This window comes from Micromonospora sp. NPDC093244, from assembly GCF_040683695.1.
GTDB lineage: Bacteria > Actinomycetota > Actinomycetes > Mycobacteriales > Micromonosporaceae > Micromonospora.
The window spans coordinates 381,685-404,552 of record NZ_JBFBEO010000003.1; the positions used below are offsets into that span (position 1 = coordinate 381,685).

Here is a 22,868-nt window from a genome sequence, read left to right on the forward strand (position 1 = left end):
GACATGCGCGGTGACCTGGTCCGGAAGATGGCCGCCCGGTGCCTGAGCACCGGGCTGGCCGTGCTGGCCTTCGTCGTGCTGGCGCTCACCGGCGCCACCGACTGGGGGCTGGCGCTGGCCGTCGCCGCCTTGGCCGCGGCAGCCGTCGAGCAGCGGATCCGGCCCGGCGCCGACCTGGTCGCCGAGACGGCCCTCATCGCCGCCGCGGTGCTTGTCGGCTACTCCCGGCGGCTCGACGACGGGTTCGACCCGGCGCTGGTGGCCACCGCGCTGGTCCTGCTGGGGCTGGTGCTGCTGGTGGGGCCACTGCGGACGGCCGGGAACCTGGAGATCCGCGCGGCCAACCTGCCGGTCCGGTCCTGGACGCCGCTGGTCGCCGACCGGCTCGGCACCGCACTGCTCGGGCTGCTCGCCGTCGTGGCCCTCGCCGCCGCGCTGGTCCTGCCCGCCGTCGTGGCGCTCGTCGCCAGCCTGCTGGTGGGCGCGGGGGCCGGGGCTGTCGCCCTGGACCTGGCCCGGCGCCGGTTCCGGCCGGCCGCCGGGGGCGGGGCGGTGGCCCGCGCGCTGCGCCGGCACGAGCCGGAGTTCCTGCTCTACTTCTCCGCACCCCCCGGTTCGGAGTACCAGGTCACCATGTGGCTGCCCTACCTGGAACGGATCGGCCGCCCGTTCGTGGTGCTGGTGCGGGAGCCGGAGTTCCTCGCGCCGATCGCCGCCGCCACCGACGCGCCGGTGGTCTACTGCCCCACCCTGCGGGCGATGGACGAGGCGCTGGTGCCCAGCCTGCGGGCGGCGTTCTACGTCAACCACGGCGCCAAGAACAGCCACTGCATCAGGTTCACCCAGCTCACCCACGTGCAGTTGCACCACGGCGACAGCGACAAGGCGCCCAGCGCCAACCCGGTGTCCGGGATCTTCGACCGGATCTTCGTGGCCGGCCCGGCGGCGATCGAGCGGTACGCCCGCGCCGGCGTACGGATCCCGGCCGAGAAGTTCGTGGTGGTGGGCCGCCCGCAGGTCGAGTCGATCGAGGTACGCCCCGAGCCGGTACGCGGGCTCGCCCACCCGACGGTGCTCTACACCCCCACCTGGACGGGGCACCACGCCGACGCCGACTACTGCTCCCTGCCGGTGGCCGAGACGCTGCTGCGGCGGCTGCTGGAGCGCGGCGCGACAGTCATCCTGCGGGCGCACCCGTACACCGCGCAGAATCCGGCCTCGGCCCGGCAGCTCGGCCGGTTGACCGAGCTGCTGGTCGCCGACCGGGCCCGCACCGGACGGCAGCACGTCGTCGGCGCGGCGGCCCGCGAGCTGAGCCTGACCGAGTGCGTGAACCGCTCGGACGCGCTGATCTCCGACGTGTCCGGGGTGATCTCCGACTACCTCTACTCCGGTAAGCCGTACGCGGTGACCGACATGGGCGACGAGGGCGACGGGTTCGTGCGGCGCTTCCCGTTGGCCGCCGCCGGTTACGTGCTGCGGCGGGACATGTCGAACACCGACGAGGTGTTGACCGACCTGCTGGACACCGATCCCGCCGCCGAGGACCGGTGGGCCACCCGCCGCCACTACCTGGGCGACTTCCCGGCCGAGTCGTACGCCGAGGCGTTCCTGACCGCCGCCCGCCGGGAGCTGGCGCCGCAGCGGACGCTCACCGCCCCGGCGGCCGTGTAGCGCCTCAGCGGTACGCGTCGAGCAGGGCCAGCACCGCCGCCGGGTCCTCCACGTGTGCGTTGTGCCCGAGCCCGGGCAGCGTGACGACCGGGACGCCGTACTCCTTGAGCTGCGCGTCGGTGACCATCGGGTCGTGCTCGCCGCGGGCCAGCACCACAGGCACGTCGGTGGCGGCGATCAGGGCGGCCAGGTCGGGCTCGCCGACGGCGAACGCGCCGGGATCCATGGCGAGGCGCCACCGGCCGTCGACCTGCCGCAGCCCGGCGTCCACCACCGGATGGTCCGGTGGGAGCAGGCCGACCAGCCCGGAGACCCGCAGGTAGCGGCGTGCCGCCTCGGTGCGGTTGGCGAACCAGCTGACCGGGCGGGCGGCGAGCGCGGCGGCGCGGTCCAGCTCGGCGGGCGACCAGACCGCCTTGATGCCCAGCCCGACCACCGCGTCGACGGGCAGTCCGGCGTCGCGGGCGGCCAGCGCGAGACCGACGACGCCGCCGAGCGAATGCCCGAGCACGACGAGCCGGTCGTCGGCCGCGGGCGATCCGGTCGGCAAGACCAGTGAAGGAGTACGACGGCAGCGGCGCCGACCAGCCGTGACCGGCCAGGTCCGGGGCGAGCCACCGCGCGGCCCAGTGCTGCTCCAGCAGCGGCGCCCAGGGCAGCCACACGTCGCCGCTCGCCCCCATCCCGTGCAGCAGCAGCAGGATCGGTCCGCGACCGGCTTGACCACCCGATTCATCCGCCACGGCCGCAGTCTCCCACGGTTCGCGGCCCGGAACGAGAGTCGAACGCGGACCCGACCGGCGGTGATCCACTGTAGAGTGCGGCGCCTGGACGGGCATCGTCGTCGCGGGAGGGAGCCTCCGTGCTCAGAAGGCATCGATCAACACTGGTGGCGGCGGTGGCCGTCGTCGCCCTCGGCGCGGCACCGGGCGCGCCCGCGCTCGGCACACCGTCGGGCGCAGCGCCGCACGGCGCGGCTGTCGCGGCGGCCGACCGGGTCCTGCGGGTCTACAACAACAACATCGAGAACCTGGTGGTGAACAACGCCGACGGGAGCTGCACCCGGATCTCCGGACCGGACCACCTGACCTCGATCCTGGTCGACGACGCCGGACGCACAGGCACCAGCGGTGTGGTGGCGCCGGACCTGCTGATCGTGCAGCAGGTGCGCGGCACCGGCCAGGCCGAGGCGTACGCCGACCAGCTGTCGGCGAAGTTCGGCTACCCGGCTGGCACGTACGGGGCCATCGTGGCCTGGGCGGACCCGGAGCCGTGGGGCAGCACGCACAAGTGCAGTTCCCAGTCGCTGGGCGACCTGAAGAAGAAGCAGACCAACGCGATCATCTGGAACACCAGGACGCTCAGCCTCGCCGCCGGCGACATCTCCAAGTACTGGAGCGCGGGCTGGCTCAAGCCGGGCACGGCGTACGCCAACGGCGCCGGGTGCACGCTGTACAAGCCGCCGAACAGCGACCCGGACAGCACCGACTACTACAAGTGGAAGCGGACCAGCGCCATCGCGGCCCGGTTCACGATCAGGGCGACCGGCACCAGCGTGTTCGCGGCGACCATGCACCTGCCGCAGGAGAACCGGCAGAACGCGTGCGCCGGCGACGGCGACCGGGGCATCGCCAACAGCGGCATCCACCTGGGCGCGGACGCGACGAGCCTGTTGAACGCCTCCACGATCCGGATCGTGGGGATCGACGCGAACCGCACGGGCATCGCGGCCAGCACGCTGAGCGGCTACGGCATGACCGGCTACGGCTCGGCCGCCACCAGCGGGTCCAGCAAGATCGACTATCTGTTCGTGAAGGGCACCGTACGGCCGTCCAGCATCGGGCACACGGTCAGCGGGACGAAGTCGAACCACCTCGCGCTGTACGGCTTCATCGACTACTGAGCACGACACGAAGACGCCGCGGGCGCCGACCCCTCGTGGGGGACGGCGCCCGCGGCGGTCCATCCGCCTGGGTCAGGCGGAGTAGCCCCGGGTGGCGATCCAGTTGGCCAGGTCGATCGTGGTGATCCAGTACGACGCGTCGGCCGCGTTCGCCGAGTCGGCGATCCGCACGGTCCGGCCGTTGTCCCGGTAACCCACCACGGCGATGTAGTGCCCACCGCCGTAGGAGTGCCAGCCGCCGTTGGTGTCGACGGCGTCGCCGGCGACGTTGGCCACCACGCCACGGCCGTCGGTGATGGCCTTGACGACGTCGGCCTGGAGCTGGTCCATCTGGGCCGGGCTGGGCGAGCCCGCGAACATCCGGGTCCGGTACGGGGAACCCTTCACCTCGGCGTTGAGCACGCGGGTGGTGTCAAGTGCCGAGTTGGTGCCCATCTCGGTGGTGCCCAGTTCGGCGGCGAGTTCGTTCTGGGTGCGGTCGATGCCGCTGGCGCTGAGCGCGTTGCGGGTGGCCGCCGGACCGCAGTTGTAGTACGTGTTCTGCGCCTCGTAGTCGTAGTCGAGCACCTTCGTCGCGGGCGGCTTCGGCGGTGTCGGCTTACGGGTGAGGTCCGGGTTGCCGCTGGCCTTCGCGGCGGGTGACGCGGCGCTGGTGGCCGGGGCGGCGCTGCTCGGCGCGGCGCTGGCCGAGGGGGACGCGACGCGCGCCTGGCCACGGGAGGCGGCAAGGTCGCTGCGCATCTCGGCGACTGTGGTCGCGCTGTGCTGGCCGGCCGGGGCGTCGTCGGTGTCGGTGAGCAGGACACCGGAGGTGGCCGCGAGCGCGAGGGCCGCGGCGGAGGCGGCGACGATCTGGTACGGACGTTCGGTGGTGAGACGGCGGAGCTGACGCTTCAGGGTGTGCTTCACGGGGTCCTCCACGGTTCGGGGGGAGAGCGGCACACCGGGGCCGAGCCGGTATCCAGGCAGGCGCCAGCGCGCGAACCGTGGTCCGCGGATGGTGAACCGCTCGAGGGGAACGCCCGGCGCTGCCGGGCGGGAAGGGCGATGACCCGGGGGTCAGCTCACCAGACGGATGAGCGGGGGCACCGCCGCGCCGTGGAGGCGGGGGAACAAGCAAAGGGTGGAGAGGTGCTGCACGAGGATGGAACTCCTTCCGACACCGCCTACCGGGTTAGCTGACGGATTCGGGCGGGAAGATCGCCCTACCGCGGGCCGTGGCTCGCGGATTCACCCCGGACTTACTGGTGGGTCCCCGGTTCGTTGATCACGATTGAGCGGGTCGGCGCGGCGTCGCCTCTTGCGATCGGTAACCGCACCGGACGGGACGACACTACTGGCCGGTGCGTACGCCTGCCAAGCCGCGTCCACCTGCGTAAACATCATTCTGGGCGACAATTTCTGCGCGTATTGCCGATGACGTGACTCGATGGGACAACCGGTTACGGCGACGCCTGTGGTCGACAACCGGACAGGCCGTCGACAACGACGTCGGATTCGTGCGAACAACGGGCCCGATCGCGTCGAGCGCCCGATTTTGCGGGCCCGTGACCGGGCTCACGTCACAGATCGGGCTCAACCGACGGGCCGGCTCAACTGACGCGCGCCGGGCGCCAGCGGGCCACCGCGGCCTGACGTACCGCACCGGTCGCCGCCCGGCGGGCCGGCGCCGGGCCGGGCCGCAGTCGGGCCGCGGCCGCGTACGCCTCCTCGGCGAGGGTGCGGGCCGATTCGGCGGCCAGTTCCGCGTCCCGCCAGGCCGACCGTTCCCGCTCGGCGGCGACCCGGTAGTCGGCGAGCCTCGCGTCCCTGATCGCCCGGGCGAGCAGCACCTCCTGCTCGACGGGGTGCCGGCGGGGATCCCAACCCCGCCGGTGCCCGAACACGTCACCGAGCTGCCCCATGGTCAGCTCCCCGCGCCAGTACGCCGCCATCGCGGCCCGGTGCAGGTACCGCTCCCGGGCGGCGTACTCGGCCGGGGTGTGCGGGGTACGCGGGGTGGGCAGCGCCCCGGCGCCGGCGAACCGACGGGCCACGGTGTCCGCCTCGTCGTACCCGGCCCAGGCCCGCTCGGCCTCCTCCTGAATGACCAGCCAGTCAGCCCGTCGCCGTCGGGCGGTCTGCGCGGCGCCGGCGGCGGCGACAGCCACCTCCTCGGCGTACCGGCGCCTGTCGGCGGCTGCGGCGGCTGCGGCCTCCCGGGCGGTGGGCGCGGTCGGGCCCGGCTCACCCGTCGGCCCGTCCCGCTCCGGGCGGGCGACGAGAACGGCGGGCACGCTCAACGCCAGCAGGAACAGCACCGACCAGATGGCGGCGGCCTGCGGTACCTCGGTCAGGAACTGGTAGAAGACAACGGTCTCCATGATCGACACCTCGGAACGACAGCGATGCGACGGTGAGCCGCACGGGCCGGGCGGGTCGTGGCGTGGCCACGGGCCGACGGGTGCGGGTGGTTGATCGACAGGCGCGGCGGCGGGACGCTCGTCCCGATGGCTCAGCGGGAGGGCGGGGCCCGGGGTGCCCGGCTGGCCGGGCCGCGGGCGTGGGGCCGCCACTCGGACCGGGCAGCGCTCGCCGCGGTGACACCCGTGGCGGCGGGCAGGATGCCGGCGGCCAGCCGGGCGGGCTGCGGGTCGACCGACCGGGTCGAGGTGTGCCGGTCGGCGACGTCGGCGGCGACGACCGAGGGCAGGTGCCCGATGGCGACCACGCCGATCAGACCGGACGGCGTTCTCGGGCCGGTGACGATGCCCGGCGTGACGGTGGCCTGCCGAGTGATCGGCCCGCTGGCGGTGAACGTCGACGCGGCGTCGGCGGACGTCGGGGAACCGGCGGAGGCGGGCGACGCGCCCGCGCCGAGCGCGAGGGCGGCGACGACGGCGAGGCTGGTCAGCACCCGTGTGGCCCAGCGCGCCACCCACCACAGGGGACAGGTGAGCGCGACCGGAAGCACGTCCTCACGCTACCGCCGTCGCCGGCCGGACGCACCGACGCCGGGCGTGTCGGGTCACGCCGCGCCGACCAGCGTGGACGATCAGCGCGAGTCGGCGTACGTCGATCGGTCCTCGGGCCGGGGCCCGGCGGCCGGCGCGTTCCCGGCCTGGTGGGTGGGTTCGTCAGCGCCTGTGGCTGGTGTGCGCGGACGCGGAACGGCCGACGGGTGGGCCCGGCGGCTCGGGGCGAGCCGGCGCATCATCGGTGTCTCCACGAAGCGGTGCAGCAGTGCGGCGAGGACGAGGTTGACCGACAGGAAGCCGAGCACCACAGCCGGGCCGCGCCACCCGCCGAACCCGGTCCCCCAGTCCCCCGTCCACCGCAGCACGCTCGTCATCACCAGCACGTGCACGAGGTAGAACGCGAACGAGACCTCACCGAGCCAGACCAGCGGGCGGGACCGCCACGGCGAGCGTCGGCCCCGCACGTCGGCGTCCGCCGCGGCGGTGATCACCAGCAGGTACGCCACGGCCAGCAGGGTGGTCCACAGCTCGGCGCGGATCCACTGTGCCGCTGCCACCCAGGTGGCCACGAAGATCGCGCTCGCGACGGTCAGGCCGGGACCGCGCCAGAGGCCCCGGCGCATCAGCTCGGCCGCCACCGCGCCCAACCAGAACTCCAGCGACCGGGCCGGCGGGAAGATCTGGGTGAACCACCAGCGGCTGTCCTCCGGCACCAGGTGCTGGGCCGGCCAGAGCGCGAGGATCAGCAGCGGCAGGGCGACGACAAGCGTCCACAGCAGCGCGGGACGGGCCCGGCGCAGCAGCGGCAGCACCAGCGGCAGGCACAGGTAGAAGAAGAACTCGCAGGACAGCGACCAGCTCACCGTGTTGATGCTGTAGAACCAGCCCGGCCTGGGGTCCCAGGCCTGCAACAGCAGGAGGTTCTCCAGCGCGACGGCGGGCAGGACGGGGTCGGCGAACCACCAGGCGACAAGCAGCGCCGCCGCCCACAGCACCAGGTGGTTCGGGTAGATCTTGGCGACCCGCCGGCGCCAGAACGTCCGCCGGGAGTCGCCCGGGCGGGCCGACCAGACCAGCACGAACCCACTGAGAACGAAGAAGAACTGCACCCCGGACAGGCCGAGGGTGAACAGCGCGTCGACAACCGCCTTGTAGTCCGGCTCGGCGATGATCCGCATGGTGCCGGCGTGGAAACCGAAGACCAGCAGCGCGGCGATCCAGCGCAGCCCGGTCAGCGAGGGCAGCCGGGTGACCGGGGCCGGCTGGGCCGCCGGGACGTCGGTGGTGCCCGTCATGCCGGTCGCCTGACGATCAGCAGGGTCACCAGCACGTACGTCTCCTCCTCGGCGCGGCGTCGGACGGCGCGACGGCGACGCCCGCGACGACCCGGCAGGGCCGCACCGGGGCACCCTACCGGGTCACTCCCGGGTGAACCGGACGAGCGTCGTTAACCTTCCGCTCGGCGGGAGTTCAGGGACTCCACCTTCCTCGGCCACGTCAGGTTCCGGGCCCGGCCACCCGGGTCGTCGAAGGTGGCGGCGTGGTCAATGAGCCGACGCACGCACCGCTGCTGAGCATCGTCGTGCCGGTGTACGGCGTGGAGGCGTACCTGTACCAGTGCCTCGAGTCGATCCGGGCGGACATTCCCGCGGGCGACGCGAACGCGGTCGAGCTGATCGCCGTCGACGACGCGTCGCCGGACGGCTGCGGCGCGATGCTGCGCGCGTACGCAGGCCGCGACGGCGTCCGGGTCGTGCACCTGAGCAGCAACGTGGGCCTGGGGCTGGCCCGCAACGCCGGTCTCGACGTGGCCACCGGCAGGTACGTCTGGTTCGTCGACAGCGACGACTGGCTGCCCCCGGGCACCATCGCGGCGGTGCTGGACCGGCTGCGCCAGCACCAGCCCGACGTGCTGATGCTGGACCACCTGCGGGTGCACGAGGACGGCCGACGTGAGGTGGACGCGAGCAGTCACCTGCTGCGCGGGGTGCCGGGTGTGGTCCGCCTGGCCGACCAGCCGCACCTGCTGCGGGTGCAGCACACCGCCTGGAACAAGGTGGTCCGCCGGGCCTTCCTCGACGAGTTGGGGCTGCGGTTCTTCCCCGGCTGGTACGAGGACATCCCGTTCAGCCATCCGCTGCTCATCGGCGCGGAGAAGATCTCCGTACTGGACCGGGTCTGCTACCTGTACCGGCAGGGCCGCCAGGGCGCGATCACCTCCACCCGCAGCGGCCGGCACTTCGAGGCGTTCGGCCAGTACGAGCGGCTGATGGACTGGGTCGCCCGCAACCACCCGGACGAGCGGTTCCGGGCCGAGCTGTTCGAGCTGATGATCAGCCATTATCTGGTGGTGGCCGGCAACGACGACCGCCTGCACCCGCACCTGCGGCGGGCGTTCTTCCACCGCGTCGCCGAGCACTACCGCCGTTACCTGCCCACCGGCGGCTACCCGGTGCCCGCCGGCGTGGCCGGGCTCAAGCACCGGCTGGTGGGGCGCGGTGACTGGCTGGCGTACTCGGCGCTGCGTCAGGCGCACCGGGTCGCGGGCCGGCTGCGCCGGCCGGGCCCGACGGCGAGCCCGGACGCCGGGACCGACGAGGACCCGAACCGAGGGGACACCACCACGACGCGGGCCGCGGAGCCCACCGGGACGCCCGAGCGGTCCGACGCGTTGGCCGGAATTCGCCTGCCGTGACCGTCGGCGTTCGCACCCCACGCCCGGCGCGGTTCCCGGCGCCGGAGTTTTCCAGGTCGTCCACCCCTCGGGGGGACGACGACAGCACCACCGCACCCCGGTGCGGACGTACCTGAGCAGAGGTCCCAATGACGGCGACAACCAAGATCGGACCGCACGTGGTCGGTGCCGGCGAGCGACCCTTCGTGGTCGCCGAGATGTCCGGCAACCACAACGGCGACCTGGGTCGCGCGCTGGCGATCGTCGACGCGGTGGCCGAGAGCGGGGCGCACGCGCTCAAGCTCCAGACGTACCGGCCGGACACGATCACGATCGACGTCGACACCCCCGCGTTCCGCATCTCCAGCGGGCACGAGCTGTGGGGCGGGGAGAACCTGTACCGCCTCTACGAGCGGGCGCACACCCCGTACGAGTGGCATGCGTCGATCTTCGAGCGGGCCCGCGAGCGCGGTCTGACCGTCTTCTCGTCGCCGTTCGACGCGACGGCCGTGGAACTGCTGGAGTCACTTGACGCACCGGCGTACAAGATCGCCTCGTCGGAGCTCGTCGACCTTCCGCTGATCCGGTTGGTCGCCGGCACCGGCAAACCGATGGTGATCTCCACCGGGATGGCGACGGTCGCCGAGATCGACGCCGCGGTGCGCACCGCCCGCGACGGCGGCGCGGCGGGCATCATCCTGCTGGCCTGCACGGCGTCCTACCCGGCGCCGCCCGCCGACAGCAACCTGCGCCGGCTGCCGGTGCTGGCCGGCGCCTTCGACGTGCCGGTCGGCCTCTCCGACCACACGCCAGGCATCGGGGTGGCTGTCGCCTCGGTGGCACTGGGCGCCTGCTTCATCGAGAAGCACGTGACGCTGGACCGCGCCGACGGCGGCGTGGACTCGGACTTCTCCCTGAATCCGGCCGAACTGTCGGCGCTGGTCGCCGAGTCGGGCCGGGCGTACGCCGCACTGGGCGGCACGGCGATCGGCCCGACCCCGGCCGAGCGGGAGGGGCTGCGGTTCCGCCGTTCGCTGTTCGTTGTCGCCGACGTGCGGGCCGGCGACCCCCTGACTGCGGACAACGTCCGCTCGATCCGCCCGGCCGGCGGGCTGGCCCCGGTGGAGATCGACCGGGTGCGGGGCCGCACCTTCACCACCGACGTCCCCCGAGGCACCCCCCTGAGCTGGGACCTGATCTGATCGGTCGCTCCACCGAGGCTGCCCGGCGGGTCGCCCCGCAGCGCCGGTGGAGCGAGGCTGAGAGCCTGTCGAGCTGCCCCGGATATGGGGCGGGCAGCCGTCGCGCGGCCGTGGACAGCCGTCGCGCGGCCGCGGACAGCCGTCGCGCAGCAGTGGACAGCCGTCGCGCAGCCGTGGACAGCCGTCGCGCAGCCCTGCGTACTCCCGAGACTCGCGGTCCAGGTGGACCAGCGGCCGAGGCGCCTGCCCAAGACGAGGGGCAGCTCAGGGATAACCACGGCGCCGACCAGCGGCGAGAGCGTCTGCCCCACATCTGGGGCAGCTCGACAGGCAACCAGGGCACCGACCGCCAGGGCGGCCGCGCGCCGGCCGCAGGTCCTGGTAGCTGAGTGGCAGCGCAGGCTCGCGGGCGACGCCGACAGTGACGACCAGGTCGGCCACGGTGAGGGTGCGCCAGACCGTTGCGCCGGCTGGCGTGCTCAGACCGTGGGTACGCCACCACACCGCCACCGGCACGTCGGTCAGCTTGCAGTGGCACTCGGTACGGGTCCACCGCGCCCAGAAGTCCGGCACGCCGAGGCGGCGAGCTAGCGCCGGCGGCACCGGGGCGTCCGCGCGTTCGGCGTCGATCGCCACCCGCCACCCGGGCGTCAGCGGGCCGTACCAGCCGACGCAGCGACCATCGTCGAGATGGCTACGAGTCGTCGCGTCGGCCAGGTCGGCGGGTACGCCGATGCGCAGATGCCGCTCGGCGACGGCCAGCTGGGCCAGGTCAGACGGAGGCGGCACCGTCCACCACGATGACCTGGCCGTTGATGTTGGTGTGCTCGCGCAGCAGCATCCGCACCACGGGTACGACCTCCAGCGGCTCGGTGAGGTGACCGCTCGGGGTGCGGCGCACGATCTGGTCGAGCTGGGTCGGGCCGAGCACCGCGGACATCTCCGAGGCGAAGAACCCGGGCGCCACCGCGTTGACGAGCATCCGGCCGCCCAGCTCCCGGGCGAGTGAGCGGGTTGCCGCGTCCATGCCGCCCTTGGTGGCCGAGTACGCGACCAGGCCCGGGAATCCACGCTGCGCGCAGATCGAGGTGATGTTGACGATCCGCCCGCGCAGGCCCTTGCCGAGCATCCGGCGGACCACCAGCCGAGTCAGTTGCAGCGGGGCGGTCAGGTTGGTCCCGATGATCCGGGCGATGTCGTCGGTGGCAGTGTGCACGTGCAGCGAGTCCTGCCCGACGGCCGCGTTGTTGATGATGCCGTCGATCGGGCCGAGGCGCTGCTCCACCTCGCGGACGAAGGCATGCGCGGCGCGCAGGTCGGTGACGTCCACCGAGCCGACGTGCACCCGGTCGGGGTGCTCGGCGGCGAGCTTCTCCAGTTCCGGGGTGACGGTACGGGCGAACGCGGCCACCCGTACGCCCGCGTCGAGCAGGTCGGTGACGATGGCCAGGCCCAGCCCCCGTGAGCCCCCGGAGACGAGGACGACGGAGCTGGGGGGAACGAGCTGGGTGTCGGCGGGGTCAGACATCGCTCTTCAGGGTCTCCTTGACGGGAATCTCGGTGAGCACCCGGATCCGGCGGGGCACCGCGTGCTGGGGCAGCCGGTCGGCGCACCAGCGCACCAGCGCGGCCTCGTCCGGCACGCCGCCGTCGGCGGAGGCCGGGTCGGCGGGGGTGAGGACCACCTCGGCGACCACCATCCGGCCGAGCACCGGGGCGCGGCGGCCGGTGACCCGGGCCCAGGCCACGCTCGGGTGCCCGGTCAGCACGCCGCGCACCACACCGGCGGAGACCTTGCTGCCACCGACGTTGATCTCGTCGGAGTCCAGCCGCCCGGTGATCAGCACCCGGCCGTCGACGACCTGCACCCGGTCACCGGTGCGTACCGGGCCGGCCAGCCCGGCCCCGTGGTACGGGGAGGTGACCACGAGCTCGTCGTCGCGTACGGAGAGGGTCGGCCGGCCGGGGGCCTGTCGGTCCAGCCAGTCGACGGGGAATCCGGCCCGCCCGTCGTGCACCACGATGGACGCGCCGACCTCGGACGACGCGTAGATCCAGGAGATCCGGGCGGTCGGGAAAACGGCCCGCAGCTGGTCGAGGATCGCCTGGTCCACAGGCTCACCGCCGAGGGTGATCTGGCGCAGCGGCACCCGGGCCAGCGCGGCGGCGTCCCGGTAGAGGGTGCGACGCCAGAACGTCGGCGTGCCGGACGCGGCGTCCACCCCGTGTGCGGCGGCGACCGCGGGCCAGTCGTCCAGCTCGTCCGGCTCGACCACCACCAGGTGCTGCCCGGGCTGGGTCAGCGACAGGGTGACCACCTGCCACCAGGCGTACGTGCCGGGGGCGTAGGGGCAGAGCCAGGTCCGCTCGGGCTGGTCGGCCCGCACAGTGGTCAGCGTGTCGAGGGTGTGCCCGACCCGCTTCGGGCGGCCGGTCGAGCCGGACGTCAGCAGCCACAGCCGGCCGGGGTCGGCGGCACGCGGTCGGGCCGGCGCGCTCGGATGGGTGCCGTCGTGGTCGAGGACGGTGACCGTGAAGCCGGCCTCCGACAGGTCGGCGCACATCTCCGCGTCCACCCGGCTCGTGGTGGTGAGCAGCAACTCGGTGCCGTGCACGGCGTGCTGCCGCGCGGCCGCGAGGGCGTGCGCGGCGGAGTGCGCGAGCACCGCGGCGGGGTCGGGCAGCGCCGGCGTCGGCAGCTCCCGCCAGGTCAGCGCGACGCCGCCGACGACCACCCGGTTGTCGGCGCCGGCCGGCTCGGGGTGCGTGGCCGCCACTGGGCCGGGTGCCGCGACGGTCACTGGTGCGCAAGCTCGACGAGGAAGTCCAGGACGTCGCCGACCGTGGCGATGCGGCGAAGGCCGGGGGCGTCGAAGTTGAGCTCCTCCCCCGTCTCGTCCTCCACCCGCAGGGCCAACTCGGAGAAGTCGAGGGACCGGAAGCCGATCTCCCGCAGCTGCGCCGTGTCGTCGGCGGGCAGCTCCTTGTCCTGGTTCTTCAACACCTGCGCCATGAGGTCGCGGATCTGCGCGCGACTCAATTCGTTCATGCGCCGGAGTCTACAACCCAACGAATGTGTATCCGCTTTCCCGGTGCGTCCGGGTAAGGTGCCCGAACCGGACGGGAACAGATTGAAAGAGAGAGGCACGTGCTGCGCGAAGCAACGGCGGACGACGTTCATCTGATGTTGTCCTGGCGTAATCAGAAAGCAAACCGGCAGGTCAGCAGGAACAGCCACGAGATCACCGCCGAGGAGCACGCCAGGTGGTGGTCGGCGGTCCGCGACGACCCGTCGCGGCGGGTGCTGGTGTACGTCCGCGACGACCGCCCCTGCGGCGTGGTCACCTTCTTCGACCTGCGGTGGGACGGCCCCCGGACGGGCGCCTGGGGCTTCTATCTGGACTCCGACGGGCTGGCCGGGCGCGACGAGACGCTGCCCGCCTGGCTGGGCATCATGCGGGAGGCGGTGGAGTACGCCTTCGACGGGTTGCACCTGGACCGGCTCGACGGGGAGGTGCTGGAGCACAACACAGTCGTACGGCAGATGAACAGGCGTTTTCGTTTTGTCGAAGGCACCGGCCGCCGGGAGGTGTCCGACGGTCGGGAAATCACCGTCATTCCCATTTCACTGAACCAGGCCGACCGCCGCCGACGCTGATTGTCGCGCATATTCGCACAATGGTCGGACACGATTAACCGCCGCTGCCCCCGTTGGACATCGGCTGTTCACGAAAGGCCGGGCTCACGCCCGTCGCCACGCCGCCCAGTGCTGGCGTTCGTTGCCGCCGAGCCGGACGAAGCCGTACCTGGCGCCGTCCCAGTCGTCGGGTTGGCCGGGCGCCCAGCGGGCGAACACCACCTGCGCGGCGGCCGGCGGCTGCTCGCGGAACCACCGCACGTCGGTCCAGGTCACCTGGTGACTGAGGTTGAACCGCAGGATGTAGTGCACGCCGGTGGACGCCCACACCCGCTCGCCGGGGCGCACCCCGACGTCGGCCACCCGTGGGGTGGGCGCGGTGCTCGCCACGGTCGGGAGCACCAGCCGCTCGTCGATCACCTGCATGGTGACGAGGTTGACCACCACGAGGGCGCCGAGGATCGGCAGCCGCAGGCGGGGCACCTGGACCACGGCGACCAGCAGCAGGCAGCCGGCGACACCGATCAGCGATCCGACGACCGGGCGCATCTCCCGCCAGCCGCCGGTCAACGCCACCAGGTCGGGCGCGCCGAAGCCGCCGTACCGCAGGGTGTGCCCCCGGCTGGCCACGTACGCGAGCCGGGCCGCGACGACCGCGCCGCCGGCGGCCAGCAGGCCCACCGCGACTGCCGCGCGGCGCAGCACCACCAGGCGCCCGGCGGTGAGCAGCACACCGAGGCCGACGAGCATCCAGAACGGCGCGAGCATCTGCACGTAGCGCGCGTAGATCGCGTCCAACGGTTTGCCGGTGATGCCGGCCAGGATGACCGACGCCCCGCCGGCCACCCCGACGCTCGTGACGAGCGCGACGCCCATCGTCCAGCGGGTCGCGTCGCCGCGCCGGGGCCGCCACAGTTCGTGGACGGCCGCGGCCCAGGCCACCCCGGCCATCCCGAAGGTGACCACGACGAGGTACCAGAGTTGGGTGGTGACCGCCGCGCCGACCCGGACCACACCCTGCGCGGAGGCGACCGCGTCGACCACGCTGCCGCCCGGGGTGCTGCCCAGCAGGTAGACCCGGTCCCCGAGCAGCCGGATGCCTGCCTCGTTGACAAGCGCCAGGGCCAGCACCGGCGCCAACGCCGCGAGCACCCCCGCGGGGGTGATCCGGCGGCGGACCAGCAGCAGCAGGACGAGGCCGGCGTGGATTCCGACGATCACCAGGCCGCGGGAGTGCAGCAGGTGGAACGCGCCGACGAACAGACCGACGGCGGCCGCGGCCAGCGGACCGGGCCGCCCGATCCACCGGTGCACGGCGAGCAGCCAGGCCACCACCAGCGGCGCCATCACCGCGTCGATCATGGCGACACCGGCGTAGAAGGCGGTCGCCGGCAGGGTCGCGGCCACCACCGCCGCGCCCAGGGCGTACGCGCGCCGCAACCCGAGCAACCGCCGACCCAGCAGGTACGCGAGCGGCAGCAGCGTCGCGTTCACCATCGCGTTTATCAGTTGGACCAGCCGGTAGCTGTCGGCGAAGTCCCGGTCGCCGAGGAACGCCGGCGAGATCAGCATCGGGTAGCCGACCCGGCGCAGCAGGTCGTTCTCGCTGCTGAACCCGCCCGGGCCGCCGGCCAGCGCGCGGGCGGTGTTGAGGTAGCTGTCTTCGTCGGTGTGCGCGATCGGCAGCACGACGTGCCGGGACAGCCACATCCGCCAGGCGACGCTGAGCACCCACCCGGCGAGCAGCAGCAGCGGCACGAGCCAGCGCAGCGCGGGGGCGGCGCCCGGCGTACCGGCCGCAGCCGCCGGCCGTTCCATCACGTCGCTGCCGGATGCCATCAACGCCTCCTGGGTTCGCCGGCCGGGCCGGTGGTGCGCGGGCCGGACGGCGCCACGGCCGGCCGGTGACGCACGTGGGGGTGACCCGCCCGCGCCGAGGTGGCGCGGCTGTCGGGTGAACGCGGAAACCGGCGGCACGAGGGCGCCCGGGTCGCTCGCGCGGCCACTGTAACGGCCGGATCCGGCCTGGTCAGCCCACTTCGCGCACCGACGGAAGTGTTCGCCTGCGCGGTGTCCGGCATTCACGGGAGCAGTGGACGCGGTTAACCCGCGAGCGCCGGGGCGTTAACCCGCAATGGCTAGCGTCTCACCCCGGTCGGCCGGCCGAAGGCCGCCCGTTCATCCACGAACACTGGAGCGCCACATTGAGTGAGTTGGATGGATCGTCCATTCTGATCACCGGGGGAACGGGTTCCTTCGGCAGGACGTTCCTGCGGCACATCCTCAACGAGGCCGACCCCGCCCGGGTGGTGGTGTTCTCCCGTGACGAGCTCAAGCAGTACGAGCTGCGCCAGCAACTCGGCGACGACCCGCGGCTGCGCTGGTTCATCGGCGACATCCGGGACCGGCACCGCCTCACCCGCGCCATGCACGGCGTGGACCACGTCGTGCACGCCGCCGCTCTGAAGCAGGTGGACACCGCGGAGTACAACCCGTCGGAGTTCATCGCCACAAACATCACCGGCTCGCAGCACGTGGTCGACGCCGCGATCGAGGCCGGCGTCCGGAAGGTCATCGCGCTCTCCACCGACAAGGCGTCCAGCCCGATCAACCTGTACGGCGCCACGAAGCTGGTCGGCGACAAGCTGTTCGTCTCGGCCAACCACTACGCGGCCCACCACCCCACCCGGTTCGCGGTGGTCCGCTACGGCAACGTGGTGGGCAGCCGTGGCTCGGTGGTCCCGCTGTTCCGCAGGCTGGCCGCCGAGGGCAAGATCCTGCCGATCACCGACAAGCGGATGACCCGCTTCTGGATCACTCTGGAGCAGGCCGTCCAGTTCGTCATGGACTCGTTCGACCAGATGCAGGGCGGCGAGCTGTTCGTGCCGCGCATCCCGAGCATGCGCATCCTCGACCTGGTCGAGGCCGTCGCGCCGGACGCCACCACCCACGAGATCGGCATCCGGCCCGGCGAGAAGCTGCACGAGGAGATGATCGCGCCGGACGACAGTCGCCGGACACTGCGCGCCAAGGACCGCTACATCGTCCAGCCGACGATCGCCGGCTGGGGCTACCAGCCGCCTGTCGACTGCGAGCCGGTGCCGGACGGCTTCGCGTACCAGTCGGACACCAACGACGAGTGGCTCGGCGTCGAGCAGCTACGCGACATGCTCGGCCTCACCGCATGACGGGGATGCTCCCGTACGGCAGGCAGTCGGTCACCGAGGACGACATCGCGGCCGTCGCCGACGTGCTGCGCGGCGACTGGCTCACCACCGGACCGCAGGTGGACGCCTTCGAGGCCGACCTGGCCCGGTGGACCGGCGGGGTGGGCGTCGCCGCCGTCTCCAACGGCACGGCCGCGCTGCACGTGGCGTACGCGGCCGCCGGGGTCGGTCCGGGCGACGAGGTCGTCGTACCGCCCATGACGTTCGTGGCGACCGCCAGCAGCGCTGTCGCCCTCGGCGCGACTATCGTGTTCGCCGACGTCGACGACGAGACGTTCTGCCTCGACCCGGCTGCCGCCGCCGCGGCGGTCACCTCCCGCACGAAGGTCGTCGCCGCTGTCGACTACGCCGGCCATCCGGCCGACTACGACGCCCTGCGCGGGTCACTGGCCGGCAGCGACGCGCTCCTGCTCGCCGACGCCGCACACTCGATAGGCGGCACGTACCACGGCCGGCCGGTCGGCTCGCTCGCCGACCTGACCACGTTCTCGTTCTTCCCCACGAAGAACCTCACCACCGCCGAGGGCGGCGCCGTCGCCGCCCTGGACCCGCGGATCCTGAAGCGGGCACGCCGTTTCCGCGGCGTCGGGGTCGTCCGCGAGCGCGACGAGCTGCGCCTCGCCGACGAGGGCGGCTGGCACCAGGAGGTGCACGAGTTCGGGTTGAACTACCGGCTGCCGGACGTGCTCTGCGCTCTGGGCCGCAGCCAGCTGCGCCGCCTCGCCGGGTTCAAGGCGCGTCGGGCCGCCCTGGTCGCCCGCTACGACGAGGCGCTGTCCGACCTGGACGGCGTGGTGAGGCCCACCCGCCGGTCGTGGGCCGACCCGGCTTGGCACCTGTACCCGATCCGGGTGCTCGACGGCCGCCGCCGCGAGGTGTACGACCGGATGCGCGCCGCAGGCATCGGCGTGCAGGTCAACTACCTTCCGGTGCACTGGCACCCGGCGTTCGCCGACCTGGGCTACCGGCGCGGATCCTGCCCGGTGGCCGAGTCGTTCTACTCCCAGCAGCTGTCGCTGCCGCTCTACCCGGGGCTCAGCGACGCCGACCAGGACCGCGTCGTCGACGCGCTGACCGCGATCCTGCGGGGCAGCGCGGTGCGATCCGCCGCCTGATGGGGACCTGATGCACCACGCGAACCACTTCTACGGCCACGCGCACGTGCTGGCCCGCTACGCCGGTCTCGGTGACCGGCACCCACCCCGGATCAACGGGTACGTGCAGCACGGCTGGAACATCGGCGACGGCCTGGCCCCGGGCCACCCGTACGCCGACCGAACGCCGAGCCTGCTCTGGTCGGAGCAGACCCGCCGGCGGGCCTGGTCGGTGGGCCGGCGCAACGTCGTCGTCATCGGCGCGCCGTTCGTCTACCTGCTGGCCATGCGTCCCGAGGAGCCGCCGGCCGAGGAGCGCGAGGGCACCATCTGGTACCCGTTCCACGGCTGGGAGGGCCAGCACGTCAAGGGCGACCACCGCAGACTGATCGCCCTGATCCGGGAGACCGAGCCCGGCCCGGTCACTGTCTGCCTGTACTGGCACGAGTACGGCATGCGCAACGTCCGCCGGCTCTACGAGCGCGCCGGCTTCCGGGTGATCTGCCACGGCTACCGGGGGCACTGGTGGAAGGACACCGACCCGGAGTTCCTCGACAAGCAGTTGACCGAGCTGCGCCGGCACCGCCGGGTGGCCTCCAACCGGCTGACCAGCGCGATCTTCTACGGCATCGCGGCGGGCTGCGAACCGGCGGTCTACGGCGACCCGATGATCCTGTCCAACGAGGATCCCACCTTCGGTGGGACGGCCCGGATCCGGCGACAGTGGCCGCAGCTGCACGGCACCTCGGTCGACCTGTCCACCGCGACGGGGATCGCCCGCGCCGAACTGGGCACCGACCACCGCTGCTCGCCTGCCGAACTGCGCGAACTGCTCGGTTGGGCGAACCTCCAGGAGGAAGAGGAAGACCGTGACGACTGAGACGGCACCCGCCGGCCGGATCACCCTGCCGGGCGGCGAGATGCTGGCCTGGTCCGACCTGCCGCGCGAACGGCTGGCCGACGGTGGGCCGCTCGCCGCGCTGGCCGCCCGGATCGTGCCGTCCGGCGCCCGGGTCCTGCTGGCCGGCCGGCACGATCCGGCGCTGCTGGACCGGCTCACCCACGCCGAGGTCACCTGCCTGTTGCGCAGCCACCCGGACGCGGTGGCGCTCGCCCCGCGCGCCGCCCACGTGGTGGTGGGCGGCCCGGCCGGGCTGCCCACCGACGAGACGTACGACGTGGTCATCGCCGCCGCCGGACTGGACCCGGTGGAGTCGGTGGAGGGCACCCGGCTCGGCTGGGACGGCGTGCTGGCGCGACTCGTCGACGCGCTGCGGCCGGGCGGCGCGCTGCTGCTGCGCCTGGACAACCCGCTCGGACTGCACCGGCTCGTCGACACCACCCCCTGGTACGCCGGCCGGGACGACTCCGACTGGGTGATCGGTGGGGTGCTGGACCAGGCCCACCCGGCGAACCGCGACCAGCTCCGCGAGCGGCTGCGCGGCGCGGGACTGCTGCCGGTCGCCTGCTGGGCCGCGTACCCCGACTCCGGTGCCCCCACCGCGCTGCTCGACGCCGACCAGCTCGACCGGGGCGCCGGCTCCGGCCTGTTCGACGCGGTGCTGCACGGCGCCTGCGCGGCGGGCTTCACCGGCGCGACGATCCTGCAGGACCCGGCCCGGCTGGCGGTGGACGCGCTGCACGCCGGACGCGCCGCCGACCTCGCGCCGAGCTGGCTGATGCTCGCCCGCCGGGCCGGGGCACCCGCGCCCGCACCCGACGGAGACCTGCCGGTAGCCCTCGCGCAGACCGGGCAGCCCGGGATCGGCGTGCTGGAGGTGCTCGACGGCCCGTCCGGCTGGCACTGGAGGCTCGCCCCGGGCACCGGCGCTGGCCTGCCGGTCGCGCAGCCGTTCGCCAGCCGCGTGGCCGCGTACCGGGACGCGGACGCGCCCAGCGGGCCGGTGCCGCCCGGCCGGCTGCTGCGTACCCTCCTGCTCGACGCGGCCCTGCGCCGCGACCTCGCGGCCCTGCGCGCGCTGCTGCGGGGGTACGCGGGCTGGCTCGCCGACCAGGCCGACCCCGACGGGTCCGTCGTCGGCGCGACCGCGCTGGCCGGCACCGACAACGTGGTCGTCGACGGCGGGCGGTACGCCGTCCTCGACGCGAGCTGGCGGGCCACCGACGCCCTGTCCACGGACGTCGTGCTGGCCCGCGGCCTGTGGCGTTTCGCGGTGGACCTGTTCACCGGCGGGTACGCGCACCCGTGGTCGTCCACCCTCGACGTGGCGGGCCTGACGGTGGTGCTCGGCGGGCTCGCCGGACGCGACCTGGACCGCGCGACAGTGACCCGGGCGGTGGACGCCGAGGCGGAGATCACGGCGGCCCTGCACCAGCTCGACCCCGACGGCCGGGTCACCCTCGCCACCCGGCTGCACGCCGTCGCGCCGACCGACCCGCCGGTCGGCCCGCACAGCTACCAGCAGATGCGTGAGGCGTGGCTGCGTCAGCGCGAGGAACTGAGCCGACTCGCGGCGCTGACCGCCTGGACCGAGGAGCTGCTGACCTCGCGCGAACGGGCGCTGCGCCGCGCCGAGACGACAATCGGTCTGCTCAGCGGCTCACTCAGCTACCGGGTGGGCCGGCTCGCCATCACACCGGCCCGGCTCGCCAAGCGCGGCGCCCGCGCCGCCAAGCGCCGCGCCCGCGCCGTACGCGGCCCCCGGCAGGAGGAGCAGCAGTGACCGGACCACGCGTCGTCGGGATCGTGCAGGCCCGGATGGGATCGTCGCGCCTGCCCGGCAAGGTGCTCCGCCCGCTCGCCGGACGATCCGTGCTGGGCCGGGTGGTGCGCGCCGCCAGCGACAGCGGCGTCCTCGCCGACCTGGTGGTCGCCACCAGCACCGACCCGGTCGACGACGCGGTCGTCGCCGAGTGCGTACGGCTGGACGTGCCGTACCACCGAGGGCCCGTCGACGACGTCCTGGACCGCTTCGTGGGCGCGCTCGCCGCGCACCCCGGCGACGCGGTCATGCGGTTCACCGCCGACTGCCCCCTGCTCGACCCGGAGATCATCGCGCTTGTCGCCGCCGTGTACCGGGCGGTCCCCGGACTCGACTACGCGAGCACGTCGATCGCCCGTACGCTGCCCCGGGGACTGGACGTGGAGATCATCCGGGCGGACGCGCTGCGTACCCTCGACCGGCTCGCCACCGGGCACCACCGGGTGCACGTGACCTCGTACGCGTACACCCACCCCGACCTGTTCCGGGTGCTCGGGGTGACGCTCGCCCCGGACCGTTCCGGGCTGCGGCTGACAGTCGACACCGAACAGGACTGGGCCCTGGTCAACGCCGTCGTCGACCACTTCGGCGACGTCAGCGTGCCGCTGGCCAAGCTCGCCGACTGGCTGGACGGGCAACCCCGCCTGCGGGCGCTCAACGCCGACGTCCGCCAGAAGCGCCTGGAGGAGTCCTGAACACGGTCCGGGTCGGTCTGCGCTGCGACGCCGGGCCGCGACGCGGTGTCGGGCACCTCGTACGCTGCCTGGCCCTCGCCGAGGAGTTCCAGGCGCGCGGCACACACGTCACGGTGTTCGGCACCGTCGAACGGCTCGACTGGGCCGTCGCCGAACTGGCCGCGCGGGGCATCGGACTGCACCCCGGCCCGGACACGCCGGACGGGCTGGTCGAGGCGGCCCGCCGGTACGACCTGGACGCGATGGTCCTCGACTCCTACGAGCTGGATCCGGCCGGCGCGGGCGCGCTGCGTGCCGCAGGCGTGTTCACAGTCGCCGTCATCGACGGCGACAGCCGGAGCCAGGTCGCCGACCTCTACCTCGACCAGAACTTCGGAGCACGGCACCCGGAGCTGCCCGGCCGGCTGCTCGCCGGCAGCGATTACGCAGTGCTGCGCGACTCGGTGATCGGCGCCCGACCACCAGTCCCCCCGCCCGCCACGGCGGTCAGCCGGCCCCGGGTGCTTGCCTTCTTCGGTGGAACGGACGCGGTCGGCGCGGCCCCGGTGCTCACCCGGGTGCTGGTGGCCACCGGCCATCCGATGAACCTGACCGTCGTCGTCGGCCGACCGGAGACCGAGGCGGAGGTGGAGGACATCACCCCCGGCCGTGGGCAGGTCATCCGACCGGTTCCGCCCACCACCTCGTTACCGACCCTGATCACCGAAGCCGACCTGGTGGTCAGCGCCGCCGGCACATCCACCTGGGAACTCTGCTGCCTCGGCGCACCCGCCGCCCTCGTCTGCGTGGTCGACAACCAACGCGAGTCGTACCACCGGGTGGTGCGACACGGCCTCGTCGCCGGCCTCGGTGAGCTGCCCGAGCTGACCACCGCCGGCGTCGCCGGACGGGCCGCCCGCGCGGCGGCGGCGCGGACCCTGCTCGGGCTGCTCAGCTCGCCCCAGCGGCGCGCGACGCTCGCCGCACGGGCCTGGTCGTCAGTCGACGGACAGGGCCGGGCCCGGGTCGTGGACGCGGTGCTCGACGCCGTGGGCGCAACCCACCGATCCATTGGCACGGGTGTACGAAACTGCTGCTAGGGT

The 22,868-nt window shown here is 73.3% G+C and carries 21 protein-coding genes, 1 pseudogene and 1 riboswitch; of the genes and pseudogenes, 11 read left to right on the forward strand and 11 right to left on the reverse strand.

The genetic code is table 11. From position 1 onward, the window contains the following. Nucleotides 1-3: 3 nt before the first annotated feature. Nucleotides 4-1,674: a CDP-glycerol glycerophosphotransferase family protein gene (locus AB0N27_RS20325; protein WP_364371803.1), complete on the forward strand. Its 1,671-nt coding sequence runs from the start codon at nt 4-6 to the stop codon at nt 1,672-1,674. Between the two features lie 4 nt (nt 1,675-1,678). Here the strand turns inward: AB0N27_RS20325 and AB0N27_RS20330 are convergent, their stop codons facing one another. Together AB0N27_RS20330 and AB0N27_RS20335 are read right to left on the reverse strand one after the other, a co-directional pair. Then, on the reverse strand, nt 1,679-2,224 hold the full coding sequence (locus tag AB0N27_RS20330; protein ID WP_364371806.1) for an alpha/beta hydrolase: 546 nt from the start codon (nt 2,222-2,224) through the stop codon (nt 1,679-1,681). Between the two features lie 52 nt (nt 2,225-2,276). Then, nucleotides 2,277-2,513, reverse strand: a pseudogene (locus tag AB0N27_RS20335) (hypothetical protein); the annotation flags it as partial. Between the two features lie 23 nt (nt 2,514-2,536). Between AB0N27_RS20335 and AB0N27_RS20340 the strand changes: the two are divergent. Next, nucleotides 2,537-3,577, forward strand: coding sequence for a hypothetical protein (locus tag AB0N27_RS20340; protein ID WP_364371809.1), 1,041 nt, complete (start codon nt 2,537-2,539; stop codon nt 3,575-3,577). Nucleotides 3,578-3,649: 72 nt separating this feature from the next. On the opposite strand, the gene AB0N27_RS20345 is transcribed toward AB0N27_RS20340, so the two are convergent. The 4 genes from AB0N27_RS20345 to AB0N27_RS20360 form a co-directional block, all read right to left on the reverse strand. After that, nucleotides 3,650-4,498, reverse strand: a complete 849-nt coding sequence (locus AB0N27_RS20345) for a C39 family peptidase (protein ID WP_364371812.1) — start codon at nt 4,496-4,498, stop codon at nt 3,650-3,652. Between the two features lie 227 nt (nt 4,499-4,725). After that, a riboswitch (cyclic di-AMP (ydaO/yuaA leader) is annotated at nt 4,726-4,867 on the reverse strand. 302 nt (nt 4,868-5,169) lie between these two features. Further along, on the reverse strand, nt 5,170-5,940 hold the full coding sequence (locus tag AB0N27_RS20350) for a hypothetical protein (protein WP_364371814.1): 771 nt from the start codon (nt 5,938-5,940) through the stop codon (nt 5,170-5,172). A 131-nt stretch (nt 5,941-6,071) separates the two neighbouring features. Further along, complete coding sequence (locus tag AB0N27_RS20355; RefSeq protein ID WP_364371816.1) at nt 6,072-6,530, reverse strand: hypothetical protein; 459 nt, start codon at nt 6,528-6,530, stop codon at nt 6,072-6,074. Nucleotides 6,531-6,611: 81 nt separating this feature from the next. Then, nucleotides 6,612-7,829, reverse strand: a complete 1,218-nt coding sequence (locus AB0N27_RS20360; RefSeq protein ID WP_364371819.1) for an acyltransferase — start codon at nt 7,827-7,829, stop codon at nt 6,612-6,614. A gap of 245 nt (nt 7,830-8,074) precedes the next feature. Here AB0N27_RS20360 and AB0N27_RS20365 point away from each other — a divergent pair, with 245 nt between their 5' ends. After that, a complete protein-coding gene (locus tag AB0N27_RS20365; protein ID WP_364371822.1) occupies nt 8,075-9,229 on the forward strand; it encodes a glycosyltransferase in 1,155 nt (384 codons plus the stop codon). A 128-nt stretch (nt 9,230-9,357) separates the two neighbouring features. Then, nucleotides 9,358-10,410 (forward strand): pseudaminic acid synthase, encoded by a 1,053-nt coding sequence (gene pseI, locus AB0N27_RS20370; RefSeq protein WP_364371826.1) that lies wholly within the window; start codon nt 9,358-9,360, stop codon nt 10,408-10,410. A 264-nt stretch (nt 10,411-10,674) separates the two neighbouring features. On the opposite strand, the gene AB0N27_RS20375 is transcribed toward pseI, so the two are convergent. From AB0N27_RS20375 to AB0N27_RS20390, 4 genes are read right to left on the reverse strand one after another with little or no spacing between them, the layout of a single operon-like run. Further along, the gene (locus AB0N27_RS20375; protein WP_364371828.1) at nt 10,675-11,199 is read right to left on the reverse strand and encodes a hypothetical protein; all 525 of its coding nucleotides are present in this window, start codon (nt 11,197-11,199) and stop codon (nt 10,675-10,677) included. After that, nucleotides 11,183-11,938, reverse strand: coding sequence for an SDR family NAD(P)-dependent oxidoreductase (locus AB0N27_RS20380; protein WP_364371831.1), 756 nt, complete (start codon nt 11,936-11,938; stop codon nt 11,183-11,185). The genes AB0N27_RS20375 and AB0N27_RS20380 overlap by 17 nt, the downstream gene beginning before the upstream one ends. Then, the gene (locus tag AB0N27_RS20385; RefSeq protein WP_364371834.1) at nt 11,931-13,211 is read right to left on the reverse strand and encodes an AMP-binding protein; all 1,281 of its coding nucleotides are present in this window, start codon (nt 13,209-13,211) and stop codon (nt 11,931-11,933) included. The genes AB0N27_RS20380 and AB0N27_RS20385 overlap by 8 nt, the downstream gene beginning before the upstream one ends. Further along, nucleotides 13,208-13,459, reverse strand: a complete 252-nt coding sequence (locus AB0N27_RS20390) for an acyl carrier protein (RefSeq protein WP_364371836.1) — start codon at nt 13,457-13,459, stop codon at nt 13,208-13,210. Before AB0N27_RS20390 ends, AB0N27_RS20385 begins: the two co-directional genes overlap by 4 nt. A gap of 99 nt (nt 13,460-13,558) precedes the next feature. Here AB0N27_RS20390 and AB0N27_RS20395 point away from each other — a divergent pair, with 99 nt between their 5' ends. Then, nucleotides 13,559-14,068 (forward strand): GNAT family N-acetyltransferase, encoded by a 510-nt coding sequence (locus AB0N27_RS20395; RefSeq protein ID WP_364371838.1) that lies wholly within the window; start codon nt 13,559-13,561, stop codon nt 14,066-14,068. 84 nt (nt 14,069-14,152) lie between these two features. Here AB0N27_RS20395 and AB0N27_RS20400 read toward each other — a convergent pair whose 3' ends face one another. Then, the gene (locus AB0N27_RS20400) at nt 14,153-15,886 is read right to left on the reverse strand and encodes a hypothetical protein (RefSeq protein ID WP_364371841.1); all 1,734 of its coding nucleotides are present in this window, start codon (nt 15,884-15,886) and stop codon (nt 14,153-14,155) included. A 365-nt stretch (nt 15,887-16,251) separates the two neighbouring features. On the opposite strand from AB0N27_RS20400, the gene pseB reads away from it, so the two are divergent. The 6 genes from pseB to AB0N27_RS20430 are packed head-to-tail and all read left to right on the forward strand — an operon-like array spanning nt 16,252 to nt 22,865. Continuing rightward, nucleotides 16,252-17,235: a UDP-N-acetylglucosamine 4,6-dehydratase (inverting) gene (gene pseB, locus AB0N27_RS20405; protein WP_364371844.1), complete on the forward strand. Its 984-nt coding sequence runs from the start codon at nt 16,252-16,254 to the stop codon at nt 17,233-17,235. Continuing rightward, the gene (locus AB0N27_RS20410) at nt 17,232-18,389 is read left to right on the forward strand and encodes an aminotransferase class I/II-fold pyridoxal phosphate-dependent enzyme (RefSeq protein WP_364371847.1); all 1,158 of its coding nucleotides are present in this window, start codon (nt 17,232-17,234) and stop codon (nt 18,387-18,389) included. The genes pseB and AB0N27_RS20410 overlap by 4 nt, the downstream gene beginning before the upstream one ends. Nucleotides 18,390-18,399: 10 nt before the next feature. Next, nucleotides 18,400-19,248 carry a hypothetical protein gene (locus tag AB0N27_RS20415; RefSeq protein WP_364371850.1) on the forward strand — a complete coding sequence of 283 codons (849 nt, stop codon included), beginning with the start codon at nt 18,400-18,402 and terminating at the stop codon, nt 19,246-19,248. Continuing rightward, nucleotides 19,238-21,052 (forward strand): class I SAM-dependent methyltransferase, encoded by a 1,815-nt coding sequence (locus AB0N27_RS20420; protein WP_364371853.1) that lies wholly within the window; start codon nt 19,238-19,240, stop codon nt 21,050-21,052. The genes AB0N27_RS20415 and AB0N27_RS20420 overlap by 11 nt, the downstream gene beginning before the upstream one ends. After that, on the forward strand, nt 21,049-21,786 hold the full coding sequence (locus tag AB0N27_RS20425; protein ID WP_364371856.1) for a glycosyltransferase family protein: 738 nt from the start codon (nt 21,049-21,051) through the stop codon (nt 21,784-21,786). Before AB0N27_RS20420 ends, AB0N27_RS20425 begins: the two co-directional genes overlap by 4 nt. After that, a complete protein-coding gene (locus tag AB0N27_RS20430; RefSeq protein WP_364372146.1) occupies nt 21,783-22,865 on the forward strand; it encodes a spore coat protein in 1,083 nt (360 codons plus the stop codon). Before AB0N27_RS20425 ends, AB0N27_RS20430 begins: the two co-directional genes overlap by 4 nt. Nucleotides 22,866-22,868 lie beyond the last annotated feature (3 nt).

What these genes read in the sequence shown, in the direction of transcription:
- AB0N27_RS20325 (WP_364371803.1), top strand. Translation starts at nt 4, where the DNA reads ATGCGCGGTGACCTGGTCCGGAAGATGGCCGCCCGGTGCCTGAGCACC.
- AB0N27_RS20350 (WP_364371814.1), bottom strand. Translation starts at nt 5,940, where the DNA reads ATGGAGACCGTTGTCTTCTACCAGTTCCTGACCGAGGTACCGCAGGCC.
- AB0N27_RS20360 (WP_364371819.1), bottom strand. Translation starts at nt 7,829, where the DNA reads ATGACGGGCACCACCGACGTCCCGGCGGCCCAGCCGGCCCCGGTCACC.
- pseI (WP_364371826.1), top strand. Translation starts at nt 9,358, where the DNA reads ATGACGGCGACAACCAAGATCGGACCGCACGTGGTCGGTGCCGGCGAG.
- AB0N27_RS20380 (WP_364371831.1), bottom strand. Translation starts at nt 11,938, where the DNA reads ATGTCTGACCCCGCCGACACCCAGCTCGTTCCCCCCAGCTCCGTCGTC.
- AB0N27_RS20390 (WP_364371836.1), bottom strand. Translation starts at nt 13,459, where the DNA reads ATGAACGAATTGAGTCGCGCGCAGATCCGCGACCTCATGGCGCAGGTG.
- AB0N27_RS20400 (WP_364371841.1), bottom strand. Translation starts at nt 15,886, where the DNA reads ATGGCATCCGGCAGCGACGTGATGGAACGGCCGGCGGCTGCGGCCGGT.
- AB0N27_RS20410 (WP_364371847.1), top strand. Translation starts at nt 17,232, where the DNA reads ATGACGGGGATGCTCCCGTACGGCAGGCAGTCGGTCACCGAGGACGAC.
- AB0N27_RS20415 (WP_364371850.1), top strand. Translation starts at nt 18,400, where the DNA reads ATGCACCACGCGAACCACTTCTACGGCCACGCGCACGTGCTGGCCCGC.